The organism is Streptomyces sp. NPDC001493 (genome assembly GCF_053597235.1).
Window position 1 is genome coordinate 37,565 of sequence record NZ_JBSFHV010000017.1, and the last position, 18,669, is coordinate 56,233.

Consider the following 18,669-nt stretch of genomic DNA (forward strand, 5'->3'; position numbering starts at 1 on the left):
GCACATCGACTGAGCCGCGCCTCGCCGCCGTCAGGGGCGAGGCCGAGGGATCGGGGATCCATGAGAGCGAAACGCTGGAGAGCGCGCGGACTGTCCGCAGTGGTCGTCACCAGCCTGCTGACCGTCGGATGGCCCGCGCTGACCGCCGCGGCGGCAGCCGGGCCGAACGCGGCCTCGGGCCTGCCGGCCAAGGCGAGCAGCGCACGGGCCGGGAACACCGCCGCCGACATCACCGACGGAGACCAGGGCAGCTACTGGCAGAGCGCCAAGAGCGACCGGGCCCAGTGGGTGCAGACCGACCTGGGCTCCACCGTCCGGACCGACGGGGTCGTGCTGAAACTCCCGGCCGGGTGGGCGAGCCGCACGCAGACCCTCGCCGTCCAGGGCAGCACCGACGGCACCGCCTTCACCACGCTGAAGAGTTCGGCGACCTACACCTTCAGTCCGGGATCGGCCAACGCCGTCACCGTGAACTACCCAGCCACCAAGGCCCGTTACGTGCGGGTCGCCGTCACGGACAACTCCGTGGCCGACGCCGCCCAGCTCTCCGAGCTGGAGGTGAAGGTCGCCGCCGCGTCCTCGGTGAACCTGGCGAGCGGGCGCACCCTGACGGAGAGCAGCCACACCGACGTCTACCCGGCGTCCAACGCCAACGACGGCAACAAGTCGACGTACTGGGAGAGCGCCAACAACGCGTTCCCGCAGTGGATCCAGGCCGATCTCGCCTCCGCGGTGCGGGTCGACCGGGTGGTCCTGAAGCTGCCGGACAGCTGGGGGCCGCGCAGCCAGACGCTGAAGATCCAGGGCAGCACGAACGGTTCGGCCTTCACCGACCTGACCGCCTCGCAGGCGTACACCTTCGACAGCGCGGGAGGTCAGACGGTCACGATCTCCTTCGACGCCACCACCACCCGTTACGTCAGGGCCCTGTTCACCGCGAACAGCGTGCAACCCGCCGGACAGGTCTCCGAGTTCGAGGTCTACGGCCCCGAGACCGGTGACACCCAGGCGCCGTCCGCGCCGACCGGTCTCGCCCTCACCGAGCCCGCGAGCGGACAGATCAGGCTGGCCTGGAACGCCTCCACCGACAACACCGGCGTCACCGGCTACGACATCTACGCCAACAACACCCTGCTGACCAGCGTCGCGGGCGGGGTGACGACGTTCACCGACAGCCGTCCCGCGAACCAGACCGTCTCGTACTACGTACGGGCCAAGGACGCGGCCGGGAACCAGTCGGGGAACAGCAACACCGTCACCCGGCAGGCGAGCGGCGGGGACACCACGGCACCGACGGCCCCCTCCGGGCTGACACTCACCGAGCCGTCGAGCGGCCAGATCAAGCTGGTCTGGAACGCCTCCACCGACAACACCGGCGTCACCGGCTACGACATCTACGCCAACAACACCCTGCGGGGCAGTGTCGGCGGTTCGGTGACCACGTACACCGACACGCAGCCCGCCTCGGCCACGGTCACCTACGTGGTCAGGGCGAAGGACGCGGCGGGCAACCAGTCCACCGCGAGCAACTCGGTGACCCGCAACGGCTCCGGCACCACCGGATCCAACCTCGCGGTGTCCAAGCCGATCACCGCCTCGTCGTACGTGCACACCTACGTGGCGACGAACGCCAACGACAACAGCGTGACGACCTACTGGGAAGGGGCCGGGGGCAGTTACCCCAACACCCTGACCGTGCAGCTGGGTTCCAACGCCGACCTGAGCTCGCTGGTGCTGAAGCTCAACCCGGACAGCGCGTGGTCGTCGCGTACGCAGACCATCGAGGTCCTCGGGCGGGAGCAGAGCGCGAGCTCCTTCACCAGCCTGGTCGCGGCGAAGAGCTACTCCTTCGACCCGGCGAGCGGGAACAGCGTCACCGTCCCCGTCTCCGGCCGGGTCGCCGACGTACAGCTGAAGTTCACTGCCAACTCCGGCTCCTCGGCGGGGCAGGTGGCCGAGTTCCAGGTGATCGGTGTCCCGGCGCCGAACCCGGATCTCGAAGTCACCGGCGTGACGGCCTCGCCCTCCGCGCCGGTGGAGTCGGACACCATCACCCTCAGTGCCACCGTCCGCAACAGCGGTGCGTCCGCGTCGGCCGCCACCAAGGTGGACCTGCTGCTGGGCGGTTCCAAGGTCGCCACCGCCTCGGTCGGCGCACTGGCGGCGGGCGCCCAGACCACGGTCAGCGCCTCCATCGGCACGCGGGAGGCGGGGAGTTACCCGCTGGGCGCGGTCGTGGACCCGGCGGGCGAGGTGATCGAGCAGAACGAGTCCAACAACACCTACAACCGGACCGATCCCCTCGTGGTGAAGCCGGTCTCCAGCTCCGACCTGGTCGCCTCGGTGAACACCTCGCCGTCCAGCCCTTCGGCCGGTGACGCGGTGACCTTCGACGTGGCGATCAAGAACCAGGGTTCGATCGCCTCGGCGAGCGGCAGCCACGGAGTGACCCTCGCGGTGGTCGACTCCAACAACGCGACCGTGAAGACCCTGACGGGCGCGTTCACCGGGACCATCGCGGCCGGAGCGACCGCGACTTCGGTGAAGCTCGGCCCGTGGACGGCGGCCGACGGCTCGTACACCGTGAAGGTGACGCTCGCCGACGACGCCAACGAGCTGCCGGTGAAGCGGACGAACAACGTCTCCACCCAGTCGCTGTTCGTCGGCCGCGGCGCCGACATGCCGTACGACACGTACGAGGCGGAGGACGCCACCACCGGGGGCGGCGCCCAGGTGGTCGGCCCCAACCGCACGGTGGGCGACATCGCCGGTGAGGCGTCCGGCCGCAAGGCCGTGAACCTGGACGCGACCGGCGAGTACGTCGAGTTCACCACCCGCGCGGCCACCAACACACTGGTGACCCGGTTCTCCATCCCGGACGCCCCGGGCGGCGGGGGCATCGACTCCACGATCGACGTCTACGTGAACGGTGTCCTGAAGAAGGCCCTCCCGCTGACCTCCAGGTACGCCTGGCTGTACGGCGCCGAGGCGGGTCCCGGCAACTCCCCCTCGGCGGGCGGGCCCCGGCACATCTACGACGAGGCGCACCTCCTGCTCGGCGAGACCGTGCCGGCGGGAGCCAAGATCCGGCTGCAGAAGGACGCCGCGAACACCTCCACGTACGCGATCGACTTCGTCAGCCTGGAGCAGGCCACGGCCGTCGCCAACCCCGACCCGGCGGCGTACGCGGTGCCGGCCGGGTTCACCCACCAGGACGTCCAGAACGCCCTGGACCGGGTACGGATGGACACCACGGGGAAGCTGGTCGGTGTCTACCTGCCGACGGGCGACTACCAGACCTCGTCCAAGTTCCAGGTGTACGGCAAGGCGGTGAAGGTGGTCGGCGCGGGACCCTGGTTCACCACGTTCCAGGGGCCGTCCGGGCAGGAGAACACCGACATCGGGTTCCGCGCGGACGCGACGGCGAACGGGTCGTCGTTCTCGGGCTTCGCCTACTTCGGCAACTACACCTCGCGGATCGACGGTCCGGGGAAGGTGTTCGACTTCGCGGGCGTCTCCGACATCGTGATCGACGACGTCTGGGTCGAGCACATGGTGTGCATGTACTGGGGCGCCAACACGGACCGGATGACCATCAAGAACTCCCGCATCCGGGACACCTTCGCCGACGGCATCAACATGACCAACGGTTCGACGGACAACCTCGTGTCCAACAACGAGTCCCGGGCCACCGGTGACGACAGCTTCGCGCTCTTCTCGGCGATCGACGCCGGCGGGGCGGACATGAAGAACAACGTCTTCGAGAACCTGACGTCGCTCCTCACCTGGCGGGCCGCGGGCATCGCCGTGTACGGCGGTTACGACAACACCTTCCGCAACCTCCGGGTCGCGGACACCCTGGTCTACGCGGGAATCACCATCTCCTCGCTGGACTTCGGGTATCCGATGAACGGCTTCGGCACCGGGCCCACGGCGCTGGAGAACATCTCCCTGGTCCGGACCGGCGGCCACTTCTGGGGGTCGCAGACCTTCCCGGCCATCTGGGTGTTCTCCGCCTCCAAGGTGTTCCAGGGCATCAGGGTCAGCCACGTGGACATCGTGGACCCGACCTACAGCGGAGTGATGTTCCAGACCAACTACGTCGGCGGGCAGCCGCAGTTCCCGATCAAGGACACGGTCTTCACGGACATCTCGATCTCGGGCGCCCGCAAGAGCGGGGACGCCTTCGACGCGAAGTCCGGCTTCGGTCTCTGGGCGAACGAACTGCCGGAGTCGGGGCAGGGTCCCGCGGTCGGTGAGGTCACCTTCAACGGCCTGAGGCTCTCCAACAACGCGGTGGACATCCGGAACACCACCTCGACCTTCAAGATCAACGTCAATCCGTAGGGGAGGCCGGTAGGCGTACGGGGGCCGTCGTGGCGGGGTTCTTCCACCGTCACGGCGGCCCGCGGCACGAGCCGCAGCACGACCGCAGGACGAGCCGCAGGACGAGCCGCAAGACCGACGCAAGCTGCTTGCGCAGATTGCGTTAGTCTTGCGTCCATGACGCGAAGACTTGCTCAGGTAGCAAAGAAGGTGGGGGTCAGCGAGGCCACGGTCAGCCGGGTCCTCAACGGCAAGCCCGGGGTCTCCCAGGCGACCCGGCAGTCGGTGCTCACCGCGCTGGACGTGCTCGGCTACGAGCGGCCGAGCCAGCTGCGGGGCGAACGGGCGCGACTGGTCGGCCTGGTCCTGCCCGAGCTCCAGAACCCGATCTTCCCGGCCTTCGCGGAGGTCATCGGCGGCGCGCTCGCGCAGCAGGGCCTCACGCCGGTGCTCTGCACCCAGACCAAGGGCGGCGTCTCCGAGGCGGACTACGTGGACCTGCTGCTCCAGCAGCAGGTCTCCGGGGTGGTCTTCGCCGGCGGGCTCTTCGCCCAGGCGGACGCGGAGCACGCGCACTACCGGCGGCTCGCGGAGCGGAAGATCCCGGTGGTCCTCATCAACGCCCCCATAGAGAACCTCGACTTCCCCTGCATCTCGTGCGACGACGGGGTCGCCGTCGAGCAGGCGTGGCGCCATCTCGCCTCCCTGGGCCACGAGAGGATCGGCCTGGTGCTGGGCCCGGCCGACCACATCCCCTCGCGGCGCAAGCTGGCGGCGGCCCGTACGGCCGCACTGGCCAACGGGGGTGAGCTGACGGCGGAGTTCGTCGAGCGGACCATGTTCTCCCTGGAGGGCGGCCAGGCGGCTGCCTCACGGCTGCTGGACCGGGGCGCCACCGGCATCATCTGCGCGAGCGACCCGCTGGCCCTCGGCGCGGTACGGGCGGCGCGCCGGCGCGGGATCTCCGTGCCGGACGGGGTGTCGGTGGTGGGGTACGACGACTCCGCCTTCATGAACTGCACGGAGCCGCCGCTCACCACCGTGCGCCAGCCGATCGAGGCGATGGGCCGCGCGGTCGTCGAGCTGCTGTGCGCCCAGATCCAGGGCGGCGAAGTGCATCCGGGCGAACTGCTCTTCGAGCCCGAGCTGGTGGTACGCGGCTCGACGGCGCAGGCGCCGCGGTAGCACGGCACGCCCCACTCCAGCAGACCCCTGCCCCCTTCCGGGGCGGGGGTCTGCCGCGTTCCGGGGAGGGGGACTGCCGCGTTCTGCGCCGCGGGAGGCGGCAACCACCGGCGGCAGGTCCCGTGCGGGGCGACCCATGATCCGCCTCTCCCCATTCATTCATCTGTCAAACAATTACGAGATCGGCGCTAGATATTGCGCCCTTCTGTTCCCGGTGGTTGAGTGTGCGGCGCCCCACAACGCATCGGCGGTGGGGCGACGTCCACGTACATGCCCGAGGGGGACCACCCATGAGTAGAGCCGCGTTCCGCCGTCGAAGCCGCGCAGGCGCGGTCGCCCTTGTCTCCGCGCTGGCGCTCACCGCGCTCGCGGCCTGCGGTACGAGCAGCAGCAGCGACAACGACAGCGGTGAGAAGGACGGCGGATCCAGCGCGTCGGCCGACCCCGCCGCCCCGCTGGATCCGAAGACCAAGGTGACGATCACCATCGACTGCATGCCGCCCACGGCGAAGGCGGCGGAGCTCAAGGAGTGGAAGGAGGACGTCGCCGAGTTCAACAAGACGTACCCGAACGTCACCATCGAGGGACGGTCCACCGCCGGCCAGTGTCTGGAGCCGCCGCGCTTCACCGCCATGCTGAAGGCGAAGTCGCAACCGGACGTGTTCTACACGTACTTCACCGACCTGCCGCAGGTGCTCGACAACGACGGCGCCGAGGACATCACCGCGTACGTCACCGACAAGAGCGTGCCCGCCCTGGCGGACATCGACCCGAACGTCCTCAACTCGCTCAAGCAGGATGGCAAGTTGTACGGGCTGCCCACCAGCAACTACACCATGGGCCTGCTCGTCAACCGCAAGCTCTTCCAGCAGGCCGGCCTGGATCCCGACGCCCCGCCGCGCACCTGGGCCGAGGTCCGTACCGCCGCGAAGAAGATCGCGGGCCTGGGCAAGGGCATCTCCGGCTTCGGCGAGTACAGCGCGGGCAACACGGGCGGCTGGCACTTCACCGCGCAGATGTACAGCGTCGGCGGCGAGGTCGTCGACGCGAGCGGCACCAAGGCCGCGTTCAACGACGACCTGGGCAAGCAGGTCGCCGAGAACATCAAGGCCATGCGGTGGCAGGACGACAGCATGGGCAAGACGCAGCTGCTGAAGTGGGGCGACCTGCAGAAGCAGATCGCCACCGACAAGCTGGGCATGTTCCTCGCCGCGCCCGACGACATCGCGTACATGGTGCAGCAACTCGGCGCCAAGTACGAGAACTTCGGGATGGGCCCGATCCCCGGCGAGAAGAGCACCCTGGCCGGCGGCAACAACTACATGATCAAGAAGGGGATTTCGGCCGACAAGATCAAGGCCGCGATCGCCTGGCTGAACTTCAAGAACCTGAGCGTCGGCAAGGGCCAGTTCAACTGGGAGCGCACCAAGGCCGACCAGCTGCCCGTCGGCGTCCCGCAGCCCAACTTCTGGCTGAACGGTTCCAAGACCGAGGACGACGCCGCGCGCACCCAGTTCGCCACCATGCCGGTCGCCAACTTCAAGACCTTCGTGGACAACCCGGTCCCCGGCAAGGCCGAGCCGCCGAAGGCCCAGGAGGTCTACAAGGTCCTGGACAACGTGATGTCCGGCCTCCTCACCAACAAGAACGCGAACGTCGACAAGCTGCTCTCCGACGCGGAGAAGCAGGTCAACCAGGTCCTGGCCACCCAGTAGCCGCCACGGGTGGGGGCCCGGCGCACCGGCCCCCACCCGTCCGCGCACCGTCCGCGCCCGGACCGTGTTCCGGCACCACTGCACCGAGGAGGCGGCGACGATGTCGGCCCCCACCATCCCCAAGACGGCGGCGAAGACGCCCCGCCCGTCCCGGCACCACGGCGACGGCCCGAAGCCCGCCGGCGCCTTCGCCCGGGCCCTGCGCCGCAACCTCACCGCCCACGGCTTCCTGATCGGCGCCGTGATCTGCTTCGGTCTCTTCTCCTGGTACCCCATGGTGCGGGAGTTCCTGCTCGCGTTCCAGAAGACCGAGGACGGCCAGACCACCTGGGCGGGCCTGGACAATCTGAACACCGTCTTCAACGACCCGGCGTTCTGGCAGGCCTGGCGCAACACCCTGCTCTTCACCGTGCTCGCGCTGGTCCTGGGCTTCGCCGTCCCGTTCGTGGTCGCGGTGGTACTCAACGAGTTCCGGCACGCGCAGGGGTATCTGCGGCTCCTCGTGTACCTCCCCGTCATGCTCCCGCCGGTCGCCTCGGTGCTGCTCTTCAAGTACCTCTACGACCCCGGGTACGGCCTGCTCAACCAGCTTTTGGGCTTCGTCGGGATACCAGCCCAGCAGTGGCTCCAGGACCCGAGCACCTCGATGCTCTCGGTCGTGGTGGCGGCGACCTGGATGAACATGGGCGGCGCGACGCTCATCTACCTCGCCGCGCTCCAGGGCATCCCGGGCGAGCTGTACGAGGCCGCCGAGCTGGACGGGGCCGGGCTGCTGCGCAAGATCTGGCACGTCACCATCCCGCAGACCCGGCTCATCCTGTCGCTGCTGCTGCTCATGCAGGTCATCGCGACCATGCAGGTGTTCGTCGAGCCCTTCCTGCTCACCGGCGGCGCGGGCCCCGAGGGATCGACGACCACGGTCGTGTACCTGATCTACCAATACGCCTTCAACTTCAACAACTACGGCGCCGCGGCGGCGCTCGGCCTGGTCCTCCTCGTACTGCTCGCCGGAGTGTCGGCCGTGTACGTGAGGCTCAGCCGCGCCGAGGACGAGTAGGACCCGGGGGAAACGACAGATGTCCACACGCACGCTCATCTCGCCGGCCCAACTGGCCCGGCCCCGGGGCAAAGCCGTCTACTGGGTGGTCTTCGGCCTCGTCATGGTCCTGTTCACGCTGGTCTTCCTCGGACCGCTCTACTGGATGGTGTCCGGGGGCCTCAAGTCCACGCAGGAGGCGGTGCAGTCGCCGCCGACGCTCTTCCCGTCGACGCTGACCCCGTCCAACTACTCGCGCGCCTGGGAGGTGATGGACCTTTCCCACCTCCTCCTCAACACCCTCTACTACGCGTTCGGGGCGCTGGCCTTCCAGCTCGTGCTGGACGTCGCGGCGGCCTACTCGCTCTCCCGGCTGCGGCCCGTCTTCGGCAAGGCGATCCTCGGCATGATGCTGGCCACCCTCATGATCCCGGCGACGGTGCTGGTCGTCCCGCAGTACCTCACGGTGCTGGACGTCCCCCTGGTGGAGCGCAACCTGCTGAACTCGCCGTGGGCGATCTGGCTCCCGTCGGTGACCAACGCCTTCAACATCTTTCTGCTGAAGAGGTTCTTCGACTCCATACCCAAGGAGTTGCTGGACGCCGCGTCGATGGACGGGGCCTCCCCGCTGCGCACCCTGCGCTCGATCGTCCTCCCCATCTCCCGGCCGATCCTCGGGGTGGTCTCCATCTTCGCGGTGGTCGGGGTGTGGAAGGATTTCCTCTGGCCGATGCTCACCCTGCCCGATCCGGCCATGCAGACCCTGAACGTCGGCATCTACTCGCTCTCCAACGGTGTACCGGAGAACGTGCTGATCGCCGCCCTCACCATCGCGTCCCTGCCGACGCTGCTCATCTTCCTGGTGTTCCAGCGGAACATCATGAGCGGCCTCACCGCGGGCGGCCTCAAGGGCTGACCCGGCCCGGCTGCCCCGGTCGGTCCGGGGCGGCCGGTGCCCCTTGCCCGCACCACCTCACGCCCGCGTGCCCGTACACCCTCGCGCCCGTACGCCCGTACGCCCCCATGGCACGTACGGCATGTACGCACGTCGCACCGCACACGCACCTCCCGAAGCCACTCCATGAAGCCTCCGCCGCCGGCCGTGACCGCACGCCCCGCTGTCCGGCCGGTGGCGGACCCTGCCCGAAAGGACCCTCACGTGGCAGCCCCTCTTCCGGTACGCGCCGACGACTGGTGGCGCAGCGCCGCCATCTACCAGGTGTACCCACGCAGCTTCGCCGACGGTGACGGGGACGGTACCGGGGACCTCGCGGGCGTCCGGTCGAGGCTGCCGTACCTCGCCGAACTGGGCGTGGACGCCATCTGGTTCACGCCGTGGTACGTGTCCCCGCTGGTCGACGGCGGGTACGACGTCGCCGACTACCGCACCATCGACCCGGCGTTCGGGACGCTCGCCGAGGCGGAGAAGCTCATCGATGAGGCCCGCGAGTCCGGCATCCGGGTGATCGTGGACATCGTGCCAAACCACGTGTCGGACCAGCACGCCTGGTTCCGGGCGGCGTTGGAGGCCGGCCCGGGCAGTCCCGAGCGGGAGTTGTTCCACTTCCGCCCCGGCCGGGGCGAGGACGGCGAACTGCCGCCCAACGACTGGCCCTCGCAGTTCTCCGGGCGCACCTGGACCCGCGTGCCGGACGGGGAGTGGTACCTCCACCTGTTCACGCCCGAGCAGCCCGACCTCAACTGGGCCCACCCGGCGGTCCGTCGGGAGCATGAGGAGATCCTGCGCTTCTGGTTCGAGCGTGGGGTGGCGGGCGTACGGATCGACTCGGCCGCGCTCCTCGCCAAGGACCCGGCGCTCGCCGACTTCGTGGAGGGCGTGGACCCCCATCCGTACATCGACCAGGACGAGTTGCACGACATCTACCGCTCGTGGCGGGCCATCGCCGACGAGTACCAGGGCGTCTTCGTCGGTGAGGTCTGGCTGCCGGACTCCGAGCGCTTCGCCCGGTATCTACGCCCGGACGAGCTGCACACCGCCTTCAACTTCAACTTCCTCTCGTGCCCGTGGCGGGCGGACCGGCTGCGGCGGACCATCGACGACACCCTGGCCGAGCACGCGCCCGTCGGCGCCCCGGCCACCTGGGTGCTGTGCAACCACGACGTGACCCGGACGGTGACGCGGTACGGCCGGGAGGACACCGGCTTCGACTTCGCCACGAAGGCGTTCGGTACGCCCACGGACCTGGTGCTCGGCGAGCGCCGGGCGCGGGCCGCCGCGCTGCTGACGCTCGCGCTGCCCGGATCCCTCTATCTGTACCAGGGTGAGGAGTTGGGCCTGCCGGAGGCGGACATCCCGCTCGACCGCATCCAGGACCCGATGCACTTCCGTTCCGGTGGGAGCGATCCGGGGCGGGACGGCTGCCGGGTGCCGCTGCCGTGGAGCGCGGACGCCCCGCACAGCGGTTTCGGCTCGCGCACGGAGCCGTGGCTGCCGCAGCCGGAGGGCTGGGAGGCGTACGCCGTGGACCGTCAGAGCGGTGACCCCGGCTCGATGCTGTCGCTCTACCGGGAGGCGCTGCGGCTGCGGCGCACCACCGAGGCGTTCCGGAGCGAGCCGCTGACCTGGCTCCCCTCCGCCGAGGGCGTCCTCGCCTTCCGGCGCGGCCCGAACCTGATCTGCGTCGTCAACCTGGCGACGGAACCGGCGGAGCTCCCCGCCCACACGGATGTCCTGCTCGCCGGCGGCCCCCTGGACGACCGGGGCCGTCTCCCCGAGGACACGGCGGTGTGGCTGCTGGCCTGATCCAGCCGCCGCACCGCCGCCCAGATACCCCCCACAGGAGGTTGTGCACCATGAGCGTGAGAAGAGCCGCACCCGGTGGACGGTCCGTGACCGCTCTGCTGGCCTCACTCGCCTGCACCGTGGCCCTGGGGACGGTGGCCGCCCTCACCGGGGGCGGCGCCGGCTCCGCGGCGGCGGCCGAGGCGCCCGTACTCTCCCCGTTCGCGGTGGCGGGGCGCGGCGCCCAGGTCCCGTTCACCGAGCTGGAGGCGGAGAACGCCGCGACCACCGGCTCACCGATCGGCCCCGACCGTACGTACACCACCCTTCCCTCCGAGGCTTCCGGGCGGCGCGCCGTGCGGCTCGACGCACCGGGCGAGTACGTCGAGTTCACCCTCACCAAGCCGGCCAACGCCATGACGGTGCGTTACTCCGTGCCGGACAACGCGGCGGGTACGGGCATCACCGCGCCGGTCGCGCTGAGTCTGGACGGGACCAAGCTGAAGGACCTGGACTTCACGTCCAGGTACGGCTGGTTCTACGGGTCGTACCCGTTCACCAACACCCCCGGCAGTCAGCCGCACCATTTCTACGACGAGACCCGGACCCTCTTCGGGAGGACCCTGGCCGCCGGTTCGAAGGTCCGCATCACCCTTCCGTCCACCTCGGTCACCCCGTGGGCGGTGGTGGACCTGGCCGACTTCGAGCAGGTCGCGGCCCCGGTGACCCGGCCGGCCGGATCGCTCTCGGTCACCGATTACGGTGCCGACGCGAGCGGCGCGGCGGACTCCACCTCCGCCTTCCAGCAGGCGGTCGACGCCGGGAAGGCGCAGGGCAAGGAGGTGTGGATCCCGCAGGGCACCTTCAAACTGACCGACCACGTGGTGGTCGACCAGGTCACGCTGCGCGGCGCCGGGCCCTGGTACAGCGTGCTGGGCGGCCGTCACCCCACCGACCGGAGCCGTGCGGCGGGGATCTACGGCAAGTACGTCTCCGGCGGCGGGTACGGCGGCGGGGTCCGCCCGTACGAGTCCGGCGGCCCGAGCCGCAACGTCACGCTCAAGGACTTCGCGATCATCGGCGACATCACCGAGCGGGTGGACGAGGACCAGGTCAACGCGATCGGCGGCGCGATGAGCGATTCCGTCGTGGACGACGTGTGGTTGCAGCACACCAAGGTCGGCGCGTGGATGGACGGGCCGATGGACAACTTCCACATCCGCAACAGCCGCATTCTGGACCAGACCGCGGACGGGGTGAACTTCCACTGGGGCGTCACCCACTCCTCCGTGGAGAACACCTTCCTGCGCAACCTCGGCGACGACGGCCTCGCGATGTGGTCCGACACCAAGGCCGACACCGACAACGCCTTCTCCGGGAACACCGTGGTGGCCCCGATCCTCGCCAACCACGTCGCGATCTACGGCGGCAAGAACATCTCCGTCACCGACAACGTCCTCGCCGAGAGCCTCACCAACGGCGGCGCCCTGCACGTGGGGAACCGCTTCCCCGGCGTCTCCCCCGGTCAGGGCACCGACGTCCAGGGCACCTTCACCCTCGCCCGCAACACCACCATCCGGGCGGGCAACACCGACTACGGCTGGCCCTTCCCGATCGGCGCGGTCTGGTTCGACGCCCGCAACAGCCCGATCGACAAGGCGACGATCAACGTCACCGACACCGACATCCTGGACAGCTCCTACGCCGCCATCCACTTCGTCTCCGGGACGACGAAGAACGTCAACTTCACCAACGTGAACATCGACGGCACGGGAACGTTCGCCCTCCAGTTCAACGATCCGGCGCAGCTGTCGCTGACCAATGTGCGCGCCACGAACATCGGCTTCACCGACGCCGTCTACAGCTGCCTCGGCTCCTCGCTGGCGCTGACCCAGGGCACCGGCAACTCCGGCTGGAACACCAAGCTCCCGGCGACGTACTGCGGCCCGTGGCCCGCCGCGAACTACGACCACGGCACCGGCACCTCTCCGACCCCGACCCCCACCCCGACTCCGACTCCGACTCCGACACCCACTCCGACGCCCACGCCCACCGGTCCGACCCCGGACCCCGGCCGGAACCTCGCCCAGGGCAGGCCCGTCACCGCGACCGGGTACGCGGACGTCTACACCCCGGCGAAGGCCGTCGACGGTGACGCCAACTCGTACTGGGAGAGCGTCAACCGCTCCTTCCCGCAGTCGCTGACCGTGGACCTGGGAACGGCGACCGCGGTGGGCCGGGTCGTCCTCAAGCTGCCGTCGTCCTGGGAGGCACGCACCCAGACCCTGACGGTCCTCGGCAGCGCCGACGGCTCCGCCTTCACCACGCTGACCGCGTCGAAGGACTACCGCTTCGACCCGGCCTCCGGCAACACGGTGACCGTGACCCTGCCGGCCGGCTCCACACCCCGGTACGTGCGGGTCACCGGGACCGCGAACACGGCCTGGCCCGCCGTGCAGGCCTCCGAACTGGAGGCGTACCGCTCCTGACACTCCCGCCGCGCGACAGCCCCGCCGCCCGCCCGTGGTCCCGGACCGTGGGCGGGCGGCGTCGTCGCGGGACGCTTCCGGGGTCAGCGCTCGTAGACCCCGGTGAGCCGGGCGCGACCGAGGACCGGCGCGGTGACGCCGGCCAGCAGGGCGCGGGGCCGTGCCCGGTCGACCGGTGTGGCGCCCGGGACGTCGCCGACGGGCGCGGCGAGGGCGTAGAGCTGGAAGACGTAACGGTGCGGTCCGTGGCCCTTGATGGGCCCGGGGCCGTGATAGCCGCGTCCGACGGTGGACCGCAGCGGGCGCACCCCGGGGCCGGGCCGTTTAGCCGCCAGCGCGCCGGGCGGGAGGTGTCCGGTCGCCGGGTCGATCAGCGCGACGCAGTGCACCGCCGGCTTGGCCATGGGTACGTCGACGTCCTCCACGACCAGGAGGAGCTGCGCGGTACCGGGCGGGAGCGCGGTCCACGCCAGGTGCGGGGAGAGGTCCTCGCCGCCGACGTGCTTCGCGCAGTGGGCCCGGGCGAGGGAGTCGTCGGGACCGAACTCCTCGCTGGTGAGGGTGAACAGCCCGGGACCCTGGAGCTGGGGCAGGTTCCACGACAGATGGGTCTCGCCCGCCCGGCGGTTGCGCAGGAGCCGGCCCAGCAGCGTCATCGGGTGGCCTCGACCATGGCGAGGACCTCGGCGGTGGTGGCGGTCTCACCGATCTTGGGGAACACCCGCTCCACGCTGTGGCGATGGTCGGCTTCCACCCGGTCGGCCATGGCGTCGGTGGCGAGGACGACGTGGTAGCCGTGGTCGGAGGCCGAGCGCGCGGTCGACTCGACGCCCGCGCTCGTCGAGATCCCGGTGAGGACGATCTGGGTGACGCCCAGATCCCGCAGGAGGGTGTCGAGCCCGGTGTCGTGGAACGCGCTGCGCCGCCGCTTGGTGATCAGGTGGTCGCCCGGCCGGACGTCGAGTTCGTCGATCAGGTCGGCCCAGCCGGGGGACGACGGTACGGCGGCGCCCGGCCGTGCGCCCTCGGTACGCCCCGGGGCGCGCCCGGTGACGTTGACCAGGACCACCGGCAGGCCGTGCCGCCGGAAGGCTGTGACGAGGCGGGTCGTGGGCTCGACGACGGCCGCGATCGCGGGCTCGGCGCCGTCGAGGAGGCCCTTCTGCAGGTCGATCACGACGAGCGCGGGGGTGGGGTCGATGGTGGTCAGTGTCACGGTGGTCGTCTCTCCTGTGCGTGTCGGCCGGGGTGCGCGGGGCCGGTCCGGCAGGTCCCGCGCGTGGTTCGGCCAGGTGTGCGAAGCCGGTTCGCCCGGTGTGCGCCGGGTCGTTCGGCCGGTGTGTGCCGGGCCGTTCGCCCGGTGTGCGCCGGGTCGTTCGCCCGGTGTGCGCCGGGTCGTTCGGCCGAGGTCGGGCGTCAGATGTTCCGGGCCAGCCGCTCCAACAGCGGTGCCGCCGCCGCGAGCCGGTCCAGCTCGTCCTGGGTGAACGCGCCGCCGGTCAGGGCCCGGGCGATGAGTTCGGTGCGGGCGTTGCGCTTGTCCTTCAGCGCCTGCCGTCCCGCGTCGGTCATCGTCAGCACCGCCCGCCTGCCGTCCTCGGGATCCGGGTGGCGTTCGACCAGGCCGCGGGCGCGCAGCCCGGAGAGCGTCGCCCCCATCGCCTGCGCGGTGATCTGTGCTTCCCGGGCCAGCGCGGAGGAGGTGGTGGGTCCCGAGCGGTCCAGGAGCGACAGGGCGGTCCGTTCGGGCATCGCGAGTCCGCCCTCGACGGGAACGTGGCGGACCCGCCGTACCAGCACGCCGATACTCGCCAGGAGGGCCGCGGCGACTCCGTCCGGAGCCAGATCATCATTCATACAGTAAGGCTACTTTATCAACCCGCCTTACTACATCCTCACCCTTCCTTTCTTCCTTTCGCCGGGAGTCGCCACCGGACGGGCCGGAGTCCACGATCCACGGATTGAGAGCGCTCTCAACACTTCACCCCAAGCCGCCCCACACCCCCTCCATCCGCCAGAAGTCGAACGCAGAGATCCGCGTACGCTCCCCCAACTACCGTGCGTGTCACTTCTATTGACACAAAGGTTTCAGAAGTTTTACTTTCCTTGACATCTGAGAGCGCTCTCGAAAGCGCTTCATCCCCCTCCTGACTTCGAGGTGCTTCCCCATGCAAGCCTCCCTCGTAAGACCCGCCGCCGCGGTGGCCCTGGCCGTCGCCCTGGCAGCGGTGGGCCTGGGCCCCGCAGCGTCCCCGGCGGCGGCGGCCACGATCACCGCGGGCGCCGGCAGTTACACCGACACCCGCCCGGCCGGCACCTCCGGACCGACCAACAACACCGGCGCACCGGTCACCCCCAAGCTGACCGAGGCCGCCAAGAACAAGCCGGTCCCCACCAACGACTGGTGGACCTCGCTCGCCTACCAGCGCTACGGCGACAACCCGTACTCCACACCGATGTACGGCCACCCGCTCACCTACCAGGCCACCGCCGGCGGGCTGGAGGTCGGCTACCCGACCACGCCCTCGATCGTCGGGGACGGCCGCCAGTACGAGTACGCGCACAAGGCAGACCTGACCCTCGGCCTCAGCGGTCTCAACTCGCCCGACGCCAAGGCCGACGACTGGTCCGACTGGACGGTCACCCCCTACTGGTCGGACGGCACCCGCACGCTGCGCACGACCATCGGACACGGCCTGCCGTTCGTGTACGCGAAGGGTTCCGGCGGCGACGCCAGCATCACCACGGCGAGCACCCCCACCGTCTTCGCGGACGACGGCAACGTCCTCGGCATCACCGTGGCCGGGCACAACTACGCGCTGTTCTCGCCGACCGGCACCGACTGGACGGTCTCCGGGTCCACCATCACCGCCCCCCTGGGCGGCAAGGACTACTTCTCGCTCGCCGTGCTGCCGTCCACCGACGCGCTCGCGACGTTCCGGAAGTACGCGTTCAGCTTCGTCACCGGCTCCACGGTCTCCTGGTCCTCCTCCGGGGGTACGGTCCGGGCGACGTACAGCCTCACCACGGAGGCGAAGGAGGGCACCGAGCGCGGGACGCTCCAGGCGCTCTACCGCCACCAGTGGCTGCACACCAGCGACACACTCACGGGCTACACCTACGTGTCCCCGCGCGGCACCATGAAGGTGCGTGAGGGCACCTCCTTCTCCACGAGCCAGAAGAGCTCCGGCGTGGTGCCGGCCCTTCCGGCGGTCAGCGGCGTCGACACGGCCCAACTGACCGCGTACCTCAACGAGGTGGCGAACGCCTCCGATCCGCTCGTAGGGGCCTCCGACACCTACTGGACCGGCAAGGCGCTCGGCCGCCTGGCCCAACTGGTGCCCGTGGCCGACCAGATCGGCCAGACCGCCACCCGGGACAAGCTGCTGGGGCTGCTGAAGAGCCGGCTCCAGGAGTGGTTCACCGCCGGCGGCGCAAGCGAGTTCAGCTACGACACGGTCTGGAAGACCCTCATCGGGTACCCCGCCTCCTACGGCAGCGACACCGAGCTGAACGACCATCACTTCCACTACAGCTACTACGTGTACGCGGCGGCGATCGTCGCCCAGTACGACCAGGCGTGGGCCGCCGACTCGGCCTGGGGCACCATGGTCAAGAACCTGATCCGCGACGCCGCCAACCCGAGCCGCACGGACAGCTCGTTCCCCTTCCTGCGCGGCTTCGACGTGTACGCGGGCCACAGCTGGGCCTCCGGGCACCAGGGATTCTCGGCGGGCAACAACCAGGAGTCCTCCTCCGAGTCGACCAACCTGAGCGCCGCACTCGTCCTGTGGGGATCGGCGACCGGTGACACCTCGCTGCGCGACCTCGGCAGCTACCTGCTGACCACCGAGTCGGAAGCGATCGAGCAGTACTGGTTCGACACCGACCAGCAGGTCTTCCCGAGCTCCTTCGGCCACGACACGGTCGGCATGGTTTGGGGCAGCGGCGCCGCGTACTCCACCTGGTGGACCGCGAACCCCGAGGAGATCCACGGCATCAACACCCTGCCGATCACCGGTGGTTCGCTCTACCTGGGCCGCGACAAGGCCACCGTCAAGCGGAACCTCGCCGAGATGGAGCGTGAGAACGGCGGCCCGGCCGTCGAATGGCGCGATCTGCTCTGGGAGTTCGAGGCCCTGGCCGACCCGGCCTCCGCGAAGGCCAAGTGGGACGCGGGCAACGCCGGTTACACCCCGGAGGCGGGTGAGTCCAAGGCGCACACCTACCAGTGGATCACCACGCTCGACAGCATCGGCACCCCCGACATGAGCATCAGCGGGGACATCCCGACCTCCGCCGTCTTCACCAAGAACGGCGTCAACACCTACGTCGCCCACAACTACGGCACCACCGCCCGCACCGTCACCTTCACCAACGGCGCGACCCTCTCGGTACCGGCCCGCTCCACGGCCACCGGCACGGGCACCGCGGGTGGCGGCACCACCGACCCGGGCACGGACCCCGGCACCGATCCCGGCACGGGCACCTCCACCGGGAACACCTTCCGGCTGAAGTCCGGCGGCACCCTCACCACCGCGACGGACGGCGCCGCCGGTACCGACACCATCGCCTCGGCGGACGGCGTCAACCGGGACGGCACCCCGTACAAGCCGACGACCTACCAGATCACGAACGTCAACGGCACCCTCTCCTCCGGCGCCTCCACCTCCTTCAGCCTCCGGGTCGACGCGGGCACGTCGGTCGGGCTCGCCCCGCAGGTCAGGGTCAGCTACGACCTCACCGGCGACGGCACCTTCGACCGGACGGAGACCTACCGCTACTTCGCCACCGACCCGGTCGCCGGGTGGGAGGGATACACCCAGGCCGTGGGCGCCCAGGCGACCACCGGCACCCTGGGCAACCTCACCGGCGGAACCGTCCGCCTGGAGATCTGGAACGCCCTGGGGAGCGGCACCTCCCAGGTGCAGACCGGCACGGACGCGGCGGTCCTGAAGATCCCGTACGTCTGATTCCGTACGTCTGATCCCGTACACCTGATCCGATCCCGGACGTCCGATCCCACGCACCCCGTCCGGGAACAGGAGCCCCCGCAGGCGCCGCACCACGCGCCTGCGGGGGCTCCTGCCGGTGTACGGACGAGGGATTTCACAGGACGGCGGAGAGGTCGGTAAGGTGCCGGGTCACGACCGCACCGGGTTCGATCCACGGACA

11 protein-coding genes are annotated in these 18,669 nt (G+C 69.9%); 8 read left to right on the forward strand and 3 right to left on the reverse strand.

Annotated features, from left to right (window positions below; all coding sequences use genetic code 11):
• Positions 1-60 precede the first annotated feature (60 nt).
• From ACWCWD_RS23505 to ACWCWD_RS23535, 7 genes are all read left to right on the forward strand, one after another.
• A complete protein-coding gene (locus tag ACWCWD_RS23505) occupies positions 61-4,347 on the forward strand; it encodes a discoidin domain-containing protein (RefSeq protein ID WP_450775244.1) in 4,287 nt (1,428 codons plus the stop codon).
• Between the two features lie 156 nt (positions 4,348-4,503).
• Positions 4,504-5,511, forward strand: a complete 1,008-nt coding sequence (locus ACWCWD_RS23510) for a LacI family DNA-binding transcriptional regulator (protein WP_450775246.1) — start codon at positions 4,504-4,506, stop codon at positions 5,509-5,511.
• Positions 5,512-5,801: 290 nt separating this feature from the next.
• Positions 5,802-7,226, forward strand: coding sequence for an extracellular solute-binding protein (locus tag ACWCWD_RS23515; protein WP_450775248.1), 1,425 nt, complete (start codon positions 5,802-5,804; stop codon positions 7,224-7,226).
• Between the two features lie 100 nt (positions 7,227-7,326).
• The gene (locus tag ACWCWD_RS23520; RefSeq protein ID WP_450775250.1) at positions 7,327-8,283 is read left to right on the forward strand and encodes a carbohydrate ABC transporter permease; all 957 of its coding nucleotides are present in this window, start codon (positions 7,327-7,329) and stop codon (positions 8,281-8,283) included.
• A gap of 19 nt (positions 8,284-8,302) precedes the next feature.
• Positions 8,303-9,178 (forward strand): carbohydrate ABC transporter permease, encoded by an 876-nt coding sequence (locus ACWCWD_RS23525; protein ID WP_450775252.1) that lies wholly within the window; start codon positions 8,303-8,305, stop codon positions 9,176-9,178.
• A gap of 243 nt (positions 9,179-9,421) precedes the next feature.
• The gene (locus ACWCWD_RS23530; protein ID WP_450775254.1) at positions 9,422-11,026 is read left to right on the forward strand and encodes a glycoside hydrolase family 13 protein; all 1,605 of its coding nucleotides are present in this window, start codon (positions 9,422-9,424) and stop codon (positions 11,024-11,026) included.
• 50 nt (positions 11,027-11,076) lie between these two features.
• Positions 11,077-13,494: a discoidin domain-containing protein gene (locus ACWCWD_RS23535; protein WP_450775256.1), complete on the forward strand. Its 2,418-nt coding sequence runs from the start codon at positions 11,077-11,079 to the stop codon at positions 13,492-13,494.
• 83 nt (positions 13,495-13,577) lie between these two features.
• Here ACWCWD_RS23535 and ACWCWD_RS23540 read toward each other — a convergent pair whose 3' ends face one another.
• The 3 genes from ACWCWD_RS23540 to ACWCWD_RS23550 all read right to left on the reverse strand — a co-directional run bounded on the left by ACWCWD_RS23540 (position 13,578) and on the right by ACWCWD_RS23550 (position 15,351).
• Entirely contained in the window at positions 13,578-14,150 is a 573-nt protein-coding gene (locus tag ACWCWD_RS23540; protein ID WP_450775258.1) for a YbhB/YbcL family Raf kinase inhibitor-like protein, read from the reverse strand.
• A complete protein-coding gene (locus tag ACWCWD_RS23545; protein WP_450775260.1) occupies positions 14,147-14,710 on the reverse strand; it encodes a cysteine hydrolase family protein in 564 nt (187 codons plus the stop codon). The genes ACWCWD_RS23540 and ACWCWD_RS23545 overlap by 4 nt, the downstream gene beginning before the upstream one ends.
• Before the next feature lie 200 nt (positions 14,711-14,910).
• Complete coding sequence (locus tag ACWCWD_RS23550; RefSeq protein WP_450775262.1) at positions 14,911-15,351, reverse strand: MarR family winged helix-turn-helix transcriptional regulator; 441 nt, start codon at positions 15,349-15,351, stop codon at positions 14,911-14,913.
• A gap of 311 nt (positions 15,352-15,662) precedes the next feature.
• On the opposite strand from ACWCWD_RS23550, the gene ACWCWD_RS23555 reads away from it, so the two are divergent.
• Positions 15,663-18,467, forward strand: coding sequence for a glycosyl hydrolase (locus ACWCWD_RS23555; protein ID WP_450775264.1), 2,805 nt, complete (start codon positions 15,663-15,665; stop codon positions 18,465-18,467).
• The last annotated feature ends 202 nt before the right edge of the window (positions 18,468-18,669 follow it).

Bases quoted from the DNA above. Each gene is read 5' to 3' on its own strand.
- ACWCWD_RS23505 (WP_450775244.1), top strand. From the start codon at position 61: ATGAGAGCGAAACGCTGGAGAGCGCGCGGACTGTCCGCAGTGGTCGTC.
- ACWCWD_RS23510 (WP_450775246.1), top strand. From the start codon at position 4,504: ATGACGCGAAGACTTGCTCAGGTAGCAAAGAAGGTGGGGGTCAGCGAG.
- ACWCWD_RS23515 (WP_450775248.1), top strand. From the start codon at position 5,802: ATGAGTAGAGCCGCGTTCCGCCGTCGAAGCCGCGCAGGCGCGGTCGCC.
- ACWCWD_RS23520 (WP_450775250.1), top strand. From the start codon at position 7,327: ATGTCGGCCCCCACCATCCCCAAGACGGCGGCGAAGACGCCCCGCCCG.
- ACWCWD_RS23525 (WP_450775252.1), top strand. From the start codon at position 8,303: ATGTCCACACGCACGCTCATCTCGCCGGCCCAACTGGCCCGGCCCCGG.
- ACWCWD_RS23535 (WP_450775256.1), top strand. From the start codon at position 11,077: ATGAGCGTGAGAAGAGCCGCACCCGGTGGACGGTCCGTGACCGCTCTG.
- ACWCWD_RS23540 (WP_450775258.1), bottom strand. From the start codon at position 14,150: ATGACGCTGCTGGGCCGGCTCCTGCGCAACCGCCGGGCGGGCGAGACC.
- ACWCWD_RS23550 (WP_450775262.1), bottom strand. From the start codon at position 15,351: ATGAATGATGATCTGGCTCCGGACGGAGTCGCCGCGGCCCTCCTGGCG.
- ACWCWD_RS23555 (WP_450775264.1), top strand. From the start codon at position 15,663: ATGCAAGCCTCCCTCGTAAGACCCGCCGCCGCGGTGGCCCTGGCCGTC.